Origin of the sequence: Streptomyces sp. NBC_00400 (genome assembly GCF_036048035.1) — a bacterium.
Classification (GTDB): Bacteria; Actinomycetota; Actinomycetes; order Streptomycetales; family Streptomycetaceae; genus Streptomyces.
Window position 1 is genome coordinate 6,949,754 of sequence record NZ_CP107940.1, and the last position, 14,453, is coordinate 6,964,206.

Genomic DNA, 14,453 nt, shown 5'->3' on the forward strand with positions numbered 1-14,453 from the left:
GCGGCGCCCGTGAGGCTCGCCTGCGCCCGTGCGGCCCGGCTCAGCCCTGCCCGGCCAGCAGCCGGTCGGCGATCTCCTCGATACGGGCGCGCAGCCCCTCCTGGCTCGTGCCGCCGTCCAGCCGCTCGCCGCCGATCACATAGGTGGGGGTCCCGGTCACCCCGATCGCCTTGCCCTCGGCCTGGTCCGCGTCGACGATCAGCAGATGCCGCCCGTCGATCAGCGCGGTGTCCAGTTCCTCGGCGTCCAGCCCCAGCTCCCCGGCGACCTCCAGCAGAAGTTTCTCGCCGCGCGCGGCGAGCTCTTCGCTGCGCGCCAGCACCGCCTCGATGTACGGCCGGCCCTGGCCCTGCACGATGGCCTCCTCGGCGGCCTGGGCGGCGACGTAGGCGTGCTTGTGCTTGGGGAGGGGGAAGTGGCGCAGCCGGACGTCCAGCCGGTCGCCGTAGCGTGCCCGCAGCGCCCGCAGGTCCTCCAGGGCGGTACGGCAGTCCGGGCACTGCAATTCGCACCACACGTCCAGAACGGGGCGGTCGGGGCGGGCGGCGGAGGTGGTGGCGTCGTTCATGGGGCCAGTCTCCCAGCCCGCCCCCGGCTGACACCCGGTGGTACCCCGCCCCGGTGACCGGAACCGGCACCTGCGGAGGAGCACGACCCCGAGATGTCCCTGAACCGTCCCGGAACATGGCCCGCGCCCGGCCGGACAAGGCAGGATGGAAGGGAGCAGAGTGCCTGCTCGCCCTTTCAGCAGCAGGAGGACCGGATGCTGACCTCGACCGTCTGTGCCGCGGTGTCGGCAGCGGGCCTGGGCATCGCCGCGCTGACGGCATACCGCAAGCGGTTCCTGGCCGCGACCCGCATCGCCGCTTTTTCCCTGATTCCCATCGGCCTGGTGATGACGGGCGTCATCGACTGGGTCACCAACATCGTCTTCAAGCCCACGGTCTGGGCCGGCTTCGGTGTGCTCGCGCTCTCCGCCGTGCTGTTCATGATCAGCAGGGGAGTGGAGCGCCGCAGGGGCGGGACCGGCAGCCGCAAGGAGCGCAAGGAGCGCAAGGCCGCGGCGGCCGACCGGCCCGACGCGGTGGCTCCGGCCGCCTCCGTGCCCTCCCTCGGCGCCGCCCGCGATACCGCGCAGCCGGCGCCCAAGGGGAAGGCGGCTCAGGGCAAGGGCGGCGCACCCAAGGATGACTTCTCGGACATCGAAGCGATCCTGAAAAAGCACGGGATCTGATGAACTACCGCTGCTGAGGCGCATATCGGGCGCATTGGCACGATCATCTGCGTCATGATGCGCGCGAGATGAACGATGAGTGCGCCCTCGCCCAAGACGACGCCCCGTCCCCCGAACCGCGCGGCTGCTTGTTCGCGCTGTCCCAGCCGCCGCTGATGCTCTTCCTCGCCGTCATCGGCTTTCTGCTCCTTCTCGGGGCGGTGCACGACCTCTTCCTGCTGTGAAGCGGCCACGCGCCGCTGCCGTGCACCCCGCTGCCGTGCACCCCGCCGCTGTGCACCCTGCCGGGGTGCCGCGACCGGTGCTCAGCCCGCCGCGGCCTCCCGCCGCCGCGCCCGGTAGGCCGCGACATGCAGCCGGTTTCCGCAGGTGCGGCTGTCGCAGTAGCGCCGGGAGCGGTTGCGGGAGAGGTCGACGAAGGCATGCCGGCAGTCCGGCGCCTCGCAGCGCCGCAGCCGCTCGCGCTCCCCGGCGACGAGGAGGAAGGCCAGCGCCATCCCGCCGTCCGCGGCCAGATGCTCGGCGACCGACGCGCCCGGTGCGAAGTAGTGGACGTGCCAGTCGTACCCGTCGTGATCGGTCAGCTGCGGTGTGGTGCCCGCCGAGGCGACCAGCGAGTTCAGCTGTTCGGCCGCGGTGCGGTCGTCGTCGGCCGCGAAGATCCGCGCGAACCGCGCGCGGACGGACCGTACGGCCGCCAGGTCGCCCGCACCGAGCGCCCCCACGCCGCTGACGTCATGGCGCCGGACGAAGTCCTCGAGGGTCGCGAGGCCGGTCAGGCTGTCCGGCGCTCCGGGCGATTCGCCCTCCGGAGCGGTGTTCAGCAGATCGACGACCGCGTCCAGTGCGCACCGGGTGTCATGGCTGATCATCACGGTTCCGCTCCCTGGCAGGGTGGGGCCGGACGGGTACCGCCCCCGGTGTGGTTGCCGCATGGTCGCCGAATCCAGCGCCCGGAACAAGCTTCAGCGCCGACTCCGCGGTGGGTCCGCGGCGACGACGCCGAAGTGTGCCGTATGAACTTGTCGGTCCTGCGCCGTCTCCCCGAGTCGGACGGACGCAAGTGTGAGCGGGTGGGTGCTTTCGGTAACCGTGCTGCGTCTCAGCTCTCCGCGAGGATGTGGGAGAGCTCGGTGTCGAGATCGAAATGCCGGTGCTCCGTACCGGGTGGTACGGCGGCATCGGTCCTTTTGAGGAACGACTCGAGGGCCCGTGCGGGCGCCTCGAGCAGGGCTTCGCCTTCCGGGGAGCTCAGGGCGATGCAGACCACGCCCTGTCCGTGACTCCGGGACGGCCAAACGCGGACGTCTCCGGTGCCCGTGGGCCGGTGCAGGCCCTCGGCGAGGAGGTCGCGGGCAAAAACCCACTCCACGGTCTCCTCGGCTCCGGTATGGAAGGTGGCATGCACGGCATAGGGATCGGCCGTGTCATACCGCAGGCCCGCGGGTACAGGCAGTGAGGACTCGCTCGACACAACGAGGCGCAGGTGCAGCTCGCAGCTGACCGTGGTGTTCATAAGCGCCAGGGCCTTTCGCTCAGTGTGCGCTCGGGGATTCGCACGTCGGCGAAATCGACATGCCACCTACGGTGCCGTTGTAAACCCCTCTGACGGTTTTGTGTGGCTTCAGGTACCTCTTCCGGCGGATTGCGAGATCGTCCTCGGCGGTAATTCCGCCGGACCCGTCCCGTCCGGTAAGTTTGCGGGTATGAATACGCAGAGTAACGGGGGGCCGGGAACGGCGGAGGAGGGCGCCGCTCCGGCCGAGCAGCCGCTCGGTTCGAGAGCGCCGCACTTCATCAAGCGCTCCCGGCCGCTGCACGTGAGCTGGCAGGTCGGAGTCTTCGTCGTCGGCCTCGCGGTCGTGGTGGGCGGCGTGATCATGCTGCCGCTGCCGGGACCGGGCTGGCTGGTGATCTTCGCCGGAATGGCGATCTGGGCGACGGAATTCGTCTGGGCCCAGTTGGTGCTGCGCTGGACCAAGCGGAAGGTCACGGAAGCGGCCCGGAAGGCGCTCGACCCCAAGGTGCGGCGGCGCAACATCATCCTGACCGCCGTCGGCCTGGTGATCATCGCCGCGGTGCTCGCGGTCTATGTCTGGAAGTTCGGCCTCGCGATGCCGTGGAACGTCTCCGAGTGACCCCGCAGTGGTCGGAAGTGCCCGCCGACGTGGGGTAATGTTGGCGGTGCGCCCGGGCGATTAGCTCAGTGGGAGAGCGCTTCGTTCACACCGAAGAGGTCACTGGTTCGAACCCAGTATCGCCCACCCCGGACGACGGCCCGGAGACTTCAAGTCTCCGGGCCGTCGCAGTTGTTGCGCGTATGCGCCGCCGTGGGGCGCACACTGGGACCATGCCCGTCCGGTCACGCCGACTGCACCGCTACCGCTTCCGCACCGTCTGGCAGCTCAACGCCCCGCCGACCGTCGTCTACGCCGTCCTCGAACGCGCCGAGGCCTACCCCCGGTGGTGGCCGCAGGTCCGCGAGGTGAATGCGCTCGACGACCGCAGCGGCATCGCCCGCTTCCGTTCGGTGCTGCCGTACGACCTGACGGTCGTGGCGAGCGAGCGCGTACGGGACCCGGGCGCGGGGGTGCTGGAGATAGGGATGCGCGGCGACCTGGCCGGCTGGGCGCGCTGGACGGTGGTGCCCGGCGCCGGCGGCACCCGTGCCGTGTTCGAGCAGGACGTCGAGGTCTGCAAGCCGCTGCTGCGGCGGTTCGCGCTGCTGGGGCGGCCGGTCTTCGTCGCCAATCACGCGCTGATGATGCGGTCCGGGCGCCGGGGGCTCGCCGCCTGGCTGGCCCGAGGATGAGGCGCCCCGTGTGCCCCGGCGGGGCGGCCCGGGGCCACGGCGGAACAGGAATTTGATGGAAGCCCCGCGCGGCCTGTATTGTTCTGCTCGTTCGCGGGGGAAACCTCGCCGACACCCGGGCGATTAGCTCAGTGGGAGAGCGCTTCGTTCACACCGAAGAGGTCACTGGTTCGAACCCAGTATCGCCCACCGGGATCAAGAACCGGGCCGCAAAAAGCGGCCCGGTTCTTTTTGTTGGGAGAAGGCGGCACCGTGCGGGGAGAACACCGCCCCGGGAATTTAGCCCGGCGCCTTTGCCGGCCGGGCCGGAATTGCTGATGAGGGATCAGGCCGCGGCGGGGAGTTCGGGACGCAGCGGCCAATGCGGATCAACGGTTTCGGGGTTGCCGCTGCGCTCGAACCACGCCTGCAGGCCACGCGCCTGGGCGGCGTACCAGACGGCCTGGCGGGTGTGCAGCTCCGCCGGGTGCAGCCCCTCCAGGCGGTCCGCGTAGCGATGCCCCAGGGCCCGGACGACGCGCAGTGCGGCGAGCGCGTCGGCGGCCGCCTCGTGGGCGTCCGTCAGCTCGACCTCGTAGTGGGCGCACAGATCGGTGAGGGTGCGGCGTCCCTTGCGGTAGCGGTCCAGGTGCTTGTCGAGGACGCGGGGATCCAGGATGCGCAGCGGATGGCCGCCCAGGTAGGCGTCGAGTGAGCTGGCGCGGTGCCGTTTCAACTCGCGCTCCAGGAGAGTGAGGTCGAACGGGGCGTTCATCACGACCAGCGGGCGGCCGGCCACCGACTGGGCGGCCAGGGCGCGTGCCACCTCTTCCAGCACCGGCGCGGGCCAGCGGCCGTGCAGTGCGAGATGGTCGCCCGTCAGGCCGTGCACCGCCGTGGCGGCCTCGGGTATGCCGACGCCCGGGTTGATCAGCCAACGGGTGATCCGGGGCGCGGAACGCGGTGTCTCCTGGACCACCAGGGCGGCGGAGACGATGCGGTCGCGCTCGACGTCGATGCCCGTGGTCTCGGTGTCGAAGGCGGCAAGCGGTCCGTCATACCAGCACGGCATCATCCCAACTCCTCGCGCTCGTACGGGGGATGGCATGCACACCACCCGAGCTGGTGATACCCGAGCCGCCCGGTGCTCGAACCGTCTTTGTTTGCGGACCACTTGACGCGGAGACAACCAGAGTGACGGGCCGACGTGTTCCGCCTTCTCCCCGTCATCCACCCGCACCGATCGGCACAGCCCGGAAGGCTCCCCCGCGATGACGCTCGCGCAGCCCGAACCGGGCGGGCTGCTGCCCCAGCTGTCCACACCGCAGCGTGGCGGACTCGCCACGACTGCGTGCATGGAGACCCTTCAGGTGGGCTATCTGCACGCGGTCGCCGCCGCCTCGGGATGTTCGCTGGCGCAGCCCTTCCCGGACAACGGAATCGACTGGCACGTCAGCCATGGCGCGGCCGGCCACACCGTCGACGACGAAGTCACCATCAAGGTGCAGCTCAAGTGCACCTACCAGACCGCCCCCCGCCCGCCGGGACCGACCTTCGCCTTCACGCTCGACAACGACCATCTGGTGAAGCTGGCCCGTACGCCCGTATCGGTGCACAAGATCCTGGTCGTGATGCTGGTCCCGCGGACCCAGGAGGACTGGCTGCGGGCCTCGCACGACCGTCTCGCACTGCGGCACTGCTGCTACTGGATCAACCTGGCCGGTCATCCGGTGACCGGCCGGCGCAGGACCACCGTGCGGATCCCGACCGCGCGGATCTTCGACGACCGAGCGCTCTGCGAGATCATGACGCGGGTCGGGGCGGGAGGGAGACCCTGATGTACCGGCCGACCGACGAATACGACGCGCGGCTCCTGGATCCCGCACAGCTCGATCCGGTGGTGCTCGGCGCGCTGCTGGCCCGGCACGGCTGGCGGCGCCGGGGCGGGGCCACCGGCCACTACACCCGGTGGACGCCGCCCGGCGGCGCGGCCGGCACCAGCCTGCTGGTGCCGCACGACCGCCGCTTCCCCGACAGCGGGGAACTGCTCGCGGAGGCGCTGGCGGCGCTGGCGCAGAGCTCCTCGGCCTCCGCCCGCGAGGTGCTGGTGGGGCTCGCGGTGCCCAGCGACGAGGTGCGCTGGGAGCGCGAGGTGCCCGACGGCGGCTCGGGGGCCGCGTACTGGGTCGCCCAGGAGCAGCTGCGCGGTGCGGCCCGCTCGATGCTGATCGCCGGGGCGCTGGGGACGTACGGCCGGGCCGGCTACTACGGCGCCCGGCACAAACGGCAGGCCGAGGGGTTCCTGGGCGAGGTGCTGGTCGGCCCGGCGGCGGCCGGGCGCCGGCTGACCGCGTTCGTCCCGGTGCGCGGCGGGCGCGGCGCGGTCGCCGGGCTGCAGCAGGCGCTGCACGCGGCCCGGGACGCCACCGACTACCAGCGGGCCACCGGCGGGATGGAGGCCTTCGACGCGGCCGTCGAGCTGGGGGTCTGCCATGAGCTGGTCCAGGCCCTGATCGCGCTGGTGCGGGATGCGGAGGGGGTGCGGATCGCGGTCGAGTGGTCGCCGGGGGCCGGCGCCCCGGCCGGCTGCCCGGCACGCCCCGAACCGGTGGAGTTCTCGCCCGGCGACCTGCCCGCGCTGCAGCAGGCGGCCCGGCGCTACGTACGCGACGAGCCGTCGCTGCCGGTGCGGGTGACCGGCGCGGTGATACGGCTGCGCAGGGAGCGTCCCGGCGGGCCCGGCACGGTGCGGCTGCGGGTGATCACCGGTGCGGACGTGGTGCAGGTGCGGGTCGCGCTGGGGGAGGAGGACTACCGTATCGCCGGACACGCGCACCTGGTGGGACTGCCCATCCGGGTGAGCGGCCGGCTGGAGAGCCGGGGCGGCTTCCGCCGGATCACCGGCGGCCGCGATGTCACGCCCGTACAGGTCGACGAGGCGGAGCGGGACCGGCTGCTGAAGTCGCTCCAGGAAAACCTCGACTTCTTCGAGGAGGCGTGCGGCGCCGGGGAATAGCGGCGCAGGAGTGGCTTTCGGGCCAGGGGTGGTGAAACCGTTTAGCGGTCGGGTCCGGTGGCTCGGTACGATTCGGCTGCGCAGCAATCGCTGCCGTGAAGAGACATGAGTCAGGAGAGACCGGTGTCAGACGTCCGTGTGACCATCCAACGCGATTCCGAGCGGGATGAACGCGTGGTGACCACGGGCACGACGGCCGCCGACCTCTTCCAGGGTGAGCGCAGCGTCGTGGCCGCGCGGGTCGCCGGAGAGCTGAAGGACCTGGCGTACGAGGTCGCCGACGGCGACGCGGTCGAGCCCGTGGAGATCTCCTCCGAGGACGGTCTGAACATCCTGCGGCACTCCACCGCGCATGTGATGGCGCAGGCCGTGCAGGAGTTGTTCCCGGAGGCGAAGCTCGGCATCGGCCCGCCGGTCAAGGACGGCTTCTACTACGACTTCGACGTCGAGACCCCGTTCCACCCCGACGATCTCAAGCGCATCGAGAAGAAGATGCAGGAGATCCAGAAGCGCGGGCAGAAGTTCGCGCGCCGGGCGGTCAGCGATGACGCCGCGCGCGAGGAGCTGGCCGACGAGCCGTACAAGCTCGAACTGATCGGGATCAAGGGCTCGGCCGCCGAGGCCGCCGAGGGGGCCTCCGCCGAGGTGGGCGCCGGCGAGCTCACCATCTACGACAACCTCGACGCCAAGACCGGCGAGCTGTGCTGGAAGGACCTGTGCCGCGGGCCGCACCTCCCCAGCACCCGTGCCATCCCGGCGTTCAAGCTGATGCGCTCGGCCGCCGCCTACTGGCGCGGCAGCGAGAAGAACAAGCAGCTGCAGCGGATCTACGGCACCGCCTGGCCGACCAAGGACGAGCTCAAGGCGCATCTGGAGTTCCTGGCCGAGGCCGAGAAGCGTGACCACCGCAAGCTGGGTGCCGAGCTCGACCTGTTCTCCGTTCCCGAGGACATCGGCTCGGGCCTGGCGGTCTTCCACCCCAAGGGCGGCATCATCCGCCGGGTCATGGAGGACTACTCCCGCCGGCGCCACGAGGAGTCGGGGTACGAGTTCGTCTACACCCCGCACGCCACCAAGGGGAAGCTGTTCGAGAAGTCGGGCCACCTGGACTGGTACGCCGACGGCATGTACCCGCCCATGCAGCTCGACGAGGGCGTGGACTACTACCTCAAGCCCATGAACTGCCCGATGCACAACCTGATCTTCGACGCGCGCGGCCGCTCGTACCGTGAACTGCCGCTGCGTCTCTTCGAGTTCGGGACCGTGTACCGGTACGAGAAGTCGGGCGTGGTGCACGGCCTCACCCGCGCCCGCGGCTTCACCCAGGACGACGCGCACATCTACTGCACCAAGGAGCAGATGGCGGACGAGCTGGACGCCACGCTCACCTTCGTCCTCGACCTGCTGCGCGACTACGGTCTGACCGACTTCTATCTGGAGCTGTCCACCAAGGACCCGGAGAAGTTCGTCGGCTCGGACGAGGCGTGGGAGGAGGCCACCGAGACGCTGCGGAAGGTGGCCGAGAAGCAGGGGCTGCCGCTGGTCCCGGACCCGGGCGGCGCCGCGTTCTACGGTCCCAAGATCTCCGTGCAGACCAAGGACGCCATCGGCCGGACCTGGCAGATGTCGACCGTCCAGCTGGACTTCAACCTTCCGGAGCGGTTCGACCTGGAGTACACCGCGGCCGACGGCAGCAAGCAGCGTCCGGTGATGATCCACCGCGCGCTGTTCGGTTCCATCGAGCGGTTCTTCGCGGTGCTGCTGGAGCACTACGCGGGTGCGTTCCCGGCGTGGCTGGCGCCGGTCCAGGCGACCGGGATCCCGATCGGCGACGCGCACGTCCCGTACCTGCAGGACTTCGCCGCGCAGGCCAAGGCCAAGGGCCTGCGGATCGAGGTGGACTCCTCGTCGGACCGGATGCAGAAGAAGATCAGGAACGCGCAGAAGGCCAAGGTCCCGTTCATGATCATCGCTGGTGACGAGGACGTCGCCAACGGCGCGGTCTCCTTCCGCTACCGCGACGGGACGCAGAAGAACGGCATCCCGCGCGAGGAGGCGATCGCCGAGATCCTCGACGTCGTGGAGCGCCGCGTCCAGGTGTGACGCCTGGCAGATGAGCACCGGGGCCCCGGAGAGCGACCCGCTCTCCGGGGCTCCTTCATGTCTCGCCGTCCTGCCGGAAGCGGCGCAGCAGCCAGGAGGAGAAGGAGCCCACCACCGCTCCGATCAGCGCCACCCCGACGAACATCAGCGCCACCGCGACCACCCGGCCGCGCGGGGTGACGGGCGTGGCGTCGCCGTACCCCGTCGTCGTCAGCGTCGAGCAGGCCCACCACACCGCGTCACCGAAGGTGTGGATGTTCGCGCCCGGGGCCGTGCGCTCGTCGTGGTAGACGGCCAGGCTGGCCGCGAAGCCCAGCAGCAGCGAGGTGAGCCCGGTGTACGCCATCACCCGTGCTTCGAGGGCCAGCCGTGGTCGGTCCCGGCGCCGCAGCATCCGGTCGTGCATGTCGACGATCCGCAGCGGCCGCAGCAGCGGCAGCACGGTCACGATCAGATCCAGCCAGCGGGTGCGCAGGAAGCGCCGCCGGTCGTTGCTGAGCGCCAGCCGTGCCAGATATTCGAGGACGAAGACGCTCCACGTGACGACGGTGACCAGTTCCCACCAGGTCTGCCAGCCGGGGGAGAGTCCGGGCACCAGGACCCGGACCGCGTACGAGGCGAGGTAGAGGAACGAGGCGGCAAGGAGATAGGGCTGGGCGGTTTGTTCCCAGGCCCGCAGCCGCGCTTCCCTGTCCACCGGCCCAGCATCGCGGAGCGGACCGCGGTGTGTGCCCCAACGACACGGCGCCAACGGGCGAAGCCATATGCTGGCCCGTATGACAAGCGAGCCGGAGCAGCAGATCGGAGTCGGGACGCAGGACGCTTTCCAGCGTCTGTGGACGCCCCACCGGATGGCTTACATCCAGGGCGAGAACAAACCGACCGGCCCGGGGGCGGGCGACGGCTGTCCGTTCTGCGCGATCCCCGCGAAGTCGGACGAGGACGGCCTGGTGATCGCGCGCGGCGAGTATGTCTATGCGGTGCTGAACCTCTACCCGTACAACGGCGGTCACCTCATGATCGTCCCGTTCCGGCATGTCGCCGACTACACGGAGCTGGACGGGCCGGAGACCGCGGAGCTGGCCGAGCTGACGAAGCGGGCGATGACCGCGCTGCGCACCGCCTCGGGAGCGCACGGCTTCAACATCGGGATGAACCAGGGCACCGTCGCCGGTGCCGGGATCGCGGCCCATCTCCATCAGCATGTCGTCCCGCGCTGGGGCGGTGACACCAACTTCATGCCGGTGGTCGGTCACACCAAGGTGCTGCCCCAACTGCTCGCCGACACCCGGGCGATGCTCGCGGACGCCTGGCCCGTCTGAGGCCCGCCCGGCCTCGCCCGGGGCCGGTATCCGAGGCGACACGCGCCCGAGCTAATCGGGCATATCTCCCCAATTCGGATTAGTTGCCTCTCTAATGGGGTGGTGACTTCCCTAGATCGCCGCTCCGTGCTGCGCGCGGCCGCCTCAGCCGCGGCCGCCGGTCCGCTGGTGTCGGGCTGCGACCCGCACCGGGACGACGACTCCGGCGCCGTACGGTCGGGCGGGCCGAGTCCTTCCGGCGCGGGCTCTTCCGGGGCAGGGCATGCGCCACCCGCCCGGGCCCGCACCGCCCGCCCACCGGTCCGGGTGCCCGGCCTGCCCGTACAGATCGCGCACGGGCCGCGGAACGGCCGTGCGGTCGCGCTGACCTTCCACGGCAGGGGCGACCCCAAGATGGCGACCGCCCTGCTCGGCGAGGCCGAGCGGGCCGGCGCCCGCGTCACCGTGCTCGCCGTCGGCGACTGGCTCGACGAGCAGCCCGCGATGGCCCGCCGGATCCTCGACGGCGGCCATGAGCTGGGCAATCACACCATGCACCACCGCAATATCTGCGCCCTGCCGGCCGCCGAGGCCTACGCCGAGATCACCCGGTGCGCCGACCGGCTGCGCGCCCTCACCGGAACCATCGGCAGCTGGTTCCGCCCCTCGCAGGCCCAGCGGGCCACAGACCTGGTGACCGGGCTGGCCCGCAAGGCCGGCTATCCGCATGTCCTGTCCTACGACGTGGACTCCCTGGACGCGAACGACCCCGGGGCACCGGCCGTCCGGCGCACGGTCCTGGACGCGGTCGAGCCGGGCTCGATCGTGAGCCTTCACCTCGGGCACGCCGGCACGGTGGCGGCGCTGCCTCCGATTCTCGACGGCCTCCGCCGACGCGGTCTGCGCGCGGTGACGACAACGGAGCTGGTGACCTGATGGCTGACCGGAAGCGTACCCACGACCGTCCCCGTCCGCGCGCGCGTCACCGGGCCGCACTGCTCGCCGCTGCCTGCGCGCTGACGGCGGCGGGCTGCGGCGGCGGCGAGACCGGGCGGGCCGCGCACAGCCCGCGGCCGGTCGAACGCGCGCCGGTCAAGGCCGCCACCTCCGGCCTGCCCGGGATGCCGCCGCTGCTGGACGAGCACGACCTCTATGCGGCGGACCGGCCGGGCAAGCTGGCCCCGCAGGTCAGGGGCTTCCCCTCGCGGATCTATGTCCCCAACACCGGCTCCGACACGGTCAGCGTCATCGACCCGAAGACCTACAAGGTCATCGAGACCATTCCGGTGGGCGTACAGCCGCAGCACGTCGTGCCGTCCTGGGACCTGAAGACGCTCTGGGTCAACAACAACCGGGGGCACGACCTGACCCCCATCGACCCCGCCACCGGCAAGGCCGGCAAGCCGGTCAAGGTCCACGACCCGTACAACCTCTACTTCACGCCCAACGGGAAGTACGCCATCGTGATGGCCTCGATGGACCGGCAGTTGGTCTTCCGCGACCCGCACACCATGGAGGTCCGCAAGACGCTGCCGGTCACCTGCGGGGGCGTCAACCACGCCGACTTCTCGCCCGACGGGCGGTACTTCATCGTCTCCTGCGAGTTCTCCGGTGAACTGCTGAAGGTCGACACCGAGAAGATGAAGGTGATCGGCCAGGAGAAGCTGCCGTTCGAGGGGGCGATGCCGCAGGACGTGAAGATCGCCCCGGACGGCAAGACCTGGTACGTCGCCGACATGATGGCCGACGGCATCTGGATCCTCAACGGCGACACCTTCGCACAGCCCAAGCTCATGCCGACCGGCAAGGGTGCCCACGGCCTCTACGTCAGCCGCGACTCGCGCTACATGTACGTCTCCAACCGCGGCGAAGGCTCCATCTCCCGGCTCGACTTCAAGACCGGCGCCCTCATCAGCAAATGGCACATCCGCGGCGGCGGCAGCCCCGACATGGGCGGCCTGTCCACCGACGGCAAGGTCCTGTGGCTGTCCGGCCGCTACAACTCCGAGGTCTATGCGCTGGACACCCGTACCGGCAAGACCCTGGCCAAGATCCCCGTCGGCCAGGGCCCGCACGGACTGGCGGTCTACCCGCAGCCGGGGCGGTACTCCCTGGGGCACACGGGCATCTTCCGCTAGGGCCTGGCCCAGCCCCCGCCCGCACGCCCTGCGGTCGGACGACCCCTAGGCGCTTCTACGCGTTGTACTCGTCCGCCTTCTGCGGCTCCACTCCCTGGATCATGCCGCTGAGCACCAGGGAACGGTTGGTGAAGCGCTCGGTGTCCACGCCGTTCTCCTTGAGGACGCTCATCGCGGCGGCGTGGACGGTGCGCAGCACCGGGGTCGCGGCGCGCAGCGCGTCATCGGCCATGAAGCGGTGGCGCCAGGGCTTGTCGGCCCAGACGTGCCGCAGGCCGAACGGCTCGGGGAGGGTCAGCTTGCCGCCGAGGAAGTCCAGGACCGGCGGGAACCAGGTCAGCGGGGCGCGCGCGGCGAGCCGGACCACCTCCTGCGGCTCGATGAGCGGGAGGTTCTGGGTCTTGGTCTCCCAGAACTTGATGACCTTGGCGACGTCCTTGGTCTTGGGCTCGGGCTTGGTCGTGAACAGGCCGTTGACCGGGCCGAGGGCGTGACCGGTCACCTCGATGCGCAGGGTCTCGTGCAGCACCGTGACCGTGATCATCAGAGTGATCACCAACTGGCCGTCCCACAGCACGAACTGGACGCCGAGGTAGTGGCGGTTGCCGCTGCCGAACTGCTGCTCGTTGCAGATCCGCTCTATCTCGTGCCCGCGGATCTGGTACGCCTCCACATGGGTGCCCTCGGGGCGGGTGACGGCGGCGGCCTTCTCCCCGACCGGGGAGACGATCCAGTGGCGTACGGACGGCGTGGGGAAGCCGCCGGTGTGCAGCGGACTGCGCTCCAGCAGCCGCAGCTTGTCGTGGATCGCCCGGATCACGTCCCAGCTGCGGAACGGGTGGATCTCGGCGGTCCCCGGCGCCGGCGACAGCTCCTCGGCGAGCTGCCAGCTGCCCCAGCGGGTGCCCATGCCGAGTATGCCCTTGGGGCCGGCGTAGAAGACGACGTTGCTGGTCTGCTCGGCGGTGATCTTGGCGAGGTTCTGCCGGAGGGTCTCGGCGGCGGTCTGGTTCGGGTCCTGCGGCACCGCCTCGGGGATCTTCGCGGCCACGCCGCCGCCCTCCAGCAGCCCCTTCCAGGACTCCCGCATGGCCACCGCGGTCTTCTCGCAGATCTGCTTGGCCCACCACCAGCCGATCACGGGGGCGAGGACCATGGCGCGGGCGTACAGCGGCCAGAAACCGGTGAGCGGCAGCTTGATCATGAAGAACAGGCCGACGCCGGCCAGCACCGTCAGCAGCAGCCCGCCGAGCAGCGAAAGCCCCTTGCCCGCACCGTCCTTGGAGAGCATCTTCCGCAGCTGGAAAACGCCCAGCCACACCAGCACACCCGGCAGGAACAGCACCCCGAACAGCATCATCAGCAGGGTCAGCTTGGCGTCCCGCTGCTTGCGGACGCGGGTGGCGGACAGACAGTGCTCGACGATGGTCTGCGGCTCGGTCCCGAAGGACTGGATGAGCGCGGCGCGCCCGCCGCCGAGCATCCGCACCTGCACGGCACGCGAGAACGCCTCGCCGAGGTTGGGCGCGAACAGCGACAGCTTGGGCTTCTTGATCGCGGACTTGCCGGAGTCGGAGTCGGCCTTGGAGATATCGGCCAGTGGACTGTCCCGGTAGGCGGCCGAGGCGAGCGCCTGGGTCGCCGCCGTCTGCCCGGCGCTCCCCGAGAGCGGCACCTGCGCTCCGGGACTGAAGTCAAAGCCGTCTGCCACTACCGCCCCCACACCCCACGTATCCGATGATGCGGCTCTTCCCGACTTCCGCTGACGGCACACCTGCTGAGGGCCTGTGTTCGAGCCCGTGACCTCGAATCCTGCCGCCGGACCCCCGAGGCAACGGACCGGAACTCAGCGTACAGCCGCCGTCCGGCT

Annotated in this window: 16 protein-coding genes and 2 tRNA genes; 12 read left to right on the forward strand and 6 right to left on the reverse strand. The window is 70.5% G+C overall.

Going from position 1 to position 14,453, the window contains the following annotated elements:
• Nucleotides 1–40: 40 nt before the first annotated feature.
• Nucleotides 41–568, reverse strand: coding sequence for a DsbA family protein (locus OHS81_RS30465; protein ID WP_328388529.1), 528 nt, complete (start codon nucleotides 566–568; stop codon nucleotides 41–43).
• Between the two features lie 195 nt (nucleotides 569–763).
• On the opposite strand from OHS81_RS30465, the gene OHS81_RS30470 reads away from it, so the two are divergent.
• Complete coding sequence (locus OHS81_RS30470) at nucleotides 764–1,234, forward strand: hypothetical protein (RefSeq protein ID WP_328388531.1); 471 nt, start codon at nucleotides 764–766, stop codon at nucleotides 1,232–1,234.
• A 68-nt stretch (nucleotides 1,235–1,302) separates the two neighbouring features.
• Nucleotides 1,303–1,458, forward strand: a complete 156-nt coding sequence (locus tag OHS81_RS30475; RefSeq protein WP_018087659.1) for a hypothetical protein — start codon at nucleotides 1,303–1,305, stop codon at nucleotides 1,456–1,458.
• A gap of 81 nt (nucleotides 1,459–1,539) precedes the next feature.
• Here the strand turns inward: OHS81_RS30475 and OHS81_RS30480 are convergent, their stop codons facing one another.
• Nucleotides 1,540–2,109 carry a CGNR zinc finger domain-containing protein gene (locus OHS81_RS30480; protein ID WP_328388533.1) on the reverse strand — a complete coding sequence of 190 codons (570 nt, stop codon included), beginning with the start codon at nucleotides 2,107–2,109 and terminating at the stop codon, nucleotides 1,540–1,542.
• A gap of 227 nt (nucleotides 2,110–2,336) precedes the next feature.
• The gene (locus OHS81_RS30485; protein WP_003959770.1) at nucleotides 2,337–2,750 is read right to left on the reverse strand and encodes an SsgA family sporulation/cell division regulator; all 414 of its coding nucleotides are present in this window, start codon (nucleotides 2,748–2,750) and stop codon (nucleotides 2,337–2,339) included.
• A 190-nt stretch (nucleotides 2,751–2,940) separates the two neighbouring features.
• Here OHS81_RS30485 and OHS81_RS30490 point away from each other — a divergent pair, with 190 nt between their 5' ends.
• From OHS81_RS30490 to OHS81_RS30505, 4 genes are all read left to right on the forward strand, one after another.
• Complete coding sequence (locus OHS81_RS30490) at nucleotides 2,941–3,372, forward strand: TIGR02611 family protein (protein ID WP_328388535.1); 432 nt, start codon at nucleotides 2,941–2,943, stop codon at nucleotides 3,370–3,372.
• A 54-nt stretch (nucleotides 3,373–3,426) separates the two neighbouring features.
• A tRNA-Val gene (locus OHS81_RS30495) sits at nucleotides 3,427–3,498 on the forward strand.
• An 86-nt stretch (nucleotides 3,499–3,584) separates the two neighbouring features.
• Nucleotides 3,585–4,046: an SRPBCC family protein gene (locus tag OHS81_RS30500; RefSeq protein WP_328388537.1), complete on the forward strand. Its 462-nt coding sequence runs from the start codon at nucleotides 3,585–3,587 to the stop codon at nucleotides 4,044–4,046.
• 117 nt (nucleotides 4,047–4,163) lie between these two features.
• Nucleotides 4,164–4,235, forward strand: a tRNA-Val gene (locus OHS81_RS30505).
• A gap of 136 nt (nucleotides 4,236–4,371) precedes the next feature.
• Here the strand turns inward: OHS81_RS30505 and OHS81_RS30510 are convergent.
• A complete protein-coding gene (locus OHS81_RS30510; protein WP_129298900.1) occupies nucleotides 4,372–5,097 on the reverse strand; it encodes an exonuclease domain-containing protein in 726 nt (241 codons plus the stop codon).
• A 199-nt stretch (nucleotides 5,098–5,296) separates the two neighbouring features.
• On the opposite strand from OHS81_RS30510, the gene OHS81_RS30515 reads away from it, so the two are divergent.
• From OHS81_RS30515 to thrS, 3 genes are all read left to right on the forward strand, one after another.
• Nucleotides 5,297–5,863, forward strand: coding sequence for a DUF4365 domain-containing protein (locus tag OHS81_RS30515; RefSeq protein ID WP_328388540.1), 567 nt, complete (start codon nucleotides 5,297–5,299; stop codon nucleotides 5,861–5,863).
• Nucleotides 5,863–7,041 carry a hypothetical protein gene (locus OHS81_RS30520; protein ID WP_328388542.1) on the forward strand — a complete coding sequence of 393 codons (1,179 nt, stop codon included), beginning with the start codon at nucleotides 5,863–5,865 and terminating at the stop codon, nucleotides 7,039–7,041. Before OHS81_RS30515 ends, OHS81_RS30520 begins: the two co-directional genes overlap by 1 nt.
• A 123-nt stretch (nucleotides 7,042–7,164) precedes the next feature.
• Nucleotides 7,165–9,144: a threonine--tRNA ligase gene (thrS, locus tag OHS81_RS30525; protein ID WP_129297330.1), complete on the forward strand. Its 1,980-nt coding sequence runs from the start codon at nucleotides 7,165–7,167 to the stop codon at nucleotides 9,142–9,144.
• A gap of 55 nt (nucleotides 9,145–9,199) precedes the next feature.
• Here the strand turns inward: thrS and OHS81_RS30530 are convergent, their stop codons facing one another.
• Nucleotides 9,200–9,841, reverse strand: a complete 642-nt coding sequence (locus OHS81_RS30530; RefSeq protein WP_328388545.1) for a potassium channel family protein — start codon at nucleotides 9,839–9,841, stop codon at nucleotides 9,200–9,202.
• A 67-nt stretch (nucleotides 9,842–9,908) separates the two neighbouring features.
• Here OHS81_RS30530 and OHS81_RS30535 point away from each other — a divergent pair, with 67 nt between their 5' ends.
• The 3 genes from OHS81_RS30535 to OHS81_RS30545 all read left to right on the forward strand — a co-directional run bounded on the left by OHS81_RS30535 (nucleotide 9,909) and on the right by OHS81_RS30545 (nucleotide 12,583).
• Nucleotides 9,909–10,466, forward strand: a complete 558-nt coding sequence (locus OHS81_RS30535) for an HIT family protein (protein ID WP_328388547.1) — start codon at nucleotides 9,909–9,911, stop codon at nucleotides 10,464–10,466.
• Between the two features lie 102 nt (nucleotides 10,467–10,568).
• Nucleotides 10,569–11,381: a polysaccharide deacetylase family protein gene (locus OHS81_RS30540; RefSeq protein ID WP_443058786.1), complete on the forward strand. Its 813-nt coding sequence runs from the start codon at nucleotides 10,569–10,571 to the stop codon at nucleotides 11,379–11,381.
• Nucleotides 11,381–12,583, forward strand: coding sequence for a YncE family protein (locus OHS81_RS30545; protein WP_328388549.1), 1,203 nt, complete (start codon nucleotides 11,381–11,383; stop codon nucleotides 12,581–12,583). The genes OHS81_RS30540 and OHS81_RS30545 overlap by 1 nt, the downstream gene beginning before the upstream one ends.
• A 55-nt stretch (nucleotides 12,584–12,638) precedes the next feature.
• Here OHS81_RS30545 and OHS81_RS30550 read toward each other — a convergent pair whose 3' ends face one another.
• Nucleotides 12,639–14,294, reverse strand: coding sequence for a hypothetical protein (locus tag OHS81_RS30550; protein ID WP_328388551.1), 1,656 nt, complete (start codon nucleotides 14,292–14,294; stop codon nucleotides 12,639–12,641).
• Nucleotides 14,295–14,453 lie beyond the last annotated feature (159 nt).

Excerpts from the sequence above, each read along its gene's own strand:
- OHS81_RS30465 (WP_328388529.1), bottom strand. The coding sequence starts at position 568 with ATGAACGACGCCACCACCTCCGCCGCCCGCCCCGACCGCCCCGTTCTG.
- OHS81_RS30470 (WP_328388531.1), top strand. The coding sequence starts at position 764 with ATGCTGACCTCGACCGTCTGTGCCGCGGTGTCGGCAGCGGGCCTGGGC.
- OHS81_RS30475 (WP_018087659.1), top strand. The coding sequence starts at position 1,303 with ATGAACGATGAGTGCGCCCTCGCCCAAGACGACGCCCCGTCCCCCGAA.
- OHS81_RS30485 (WP_003959770.1), bottom strand. The coding sequence starts at position 2,750 with ATGAACACCACGGTCAGCTGCGAGCTGCACCTGCGCCTCGTTGTGTCG.
- OHS81_RS30490 (WP_328388535.1), top strand. The coding sequence starts at position 2,941 with ATGAATACGCAGAGTAACGGGGGGCCGGGAACGGCGGAGGAGGGCGCC.
- OHS81_RS30500 (WP_328388537.1), top strand. The coding sequence starts at position 3,585 with ATGCCCGTCCGGTCACGCCGACTGCACCGCTACCGCTTCCGCACCGTC.
- OHS81_RS30510 (WP_129298900.1), bottom strand. The coding sequence starts at position 5,097 with ATGCCGTGCTGGTATGACGGACCGCTTGCCGCCTTCGACACCGAGACC.
- OHS81_RS30515 (WP_328388540.1), top strand. The coding sequence starts at position 5,297 with ATGACGCTCGCGCAGCCCGAACCGGGCGGGCTGCTGCCCCAGCTGTCC.
- OHS81_RS30520 (WP_328388542.1), top strand. The coding sequence starts at position 5,863 with ATGTACCGGCCGACCGACGAATACGACGCGCGGCTCCTGGATCCCGCA.
- OHS81_RS30535 (WP_328388547.1), top strand. The coding sequence starts at position 9,909 with ATGCTGGCCCGTATGACAAGCGAGCCGGAGCAGCAGATCGGAGTCGGG.
- OHS81_RS30545 (WP_328388549.1), top strand. The coding sequence starts at position 11,381 with ATGGCTGACCGGAAGCGTACCCACGACCGTCCCCGTCCGCGCGCGCGT.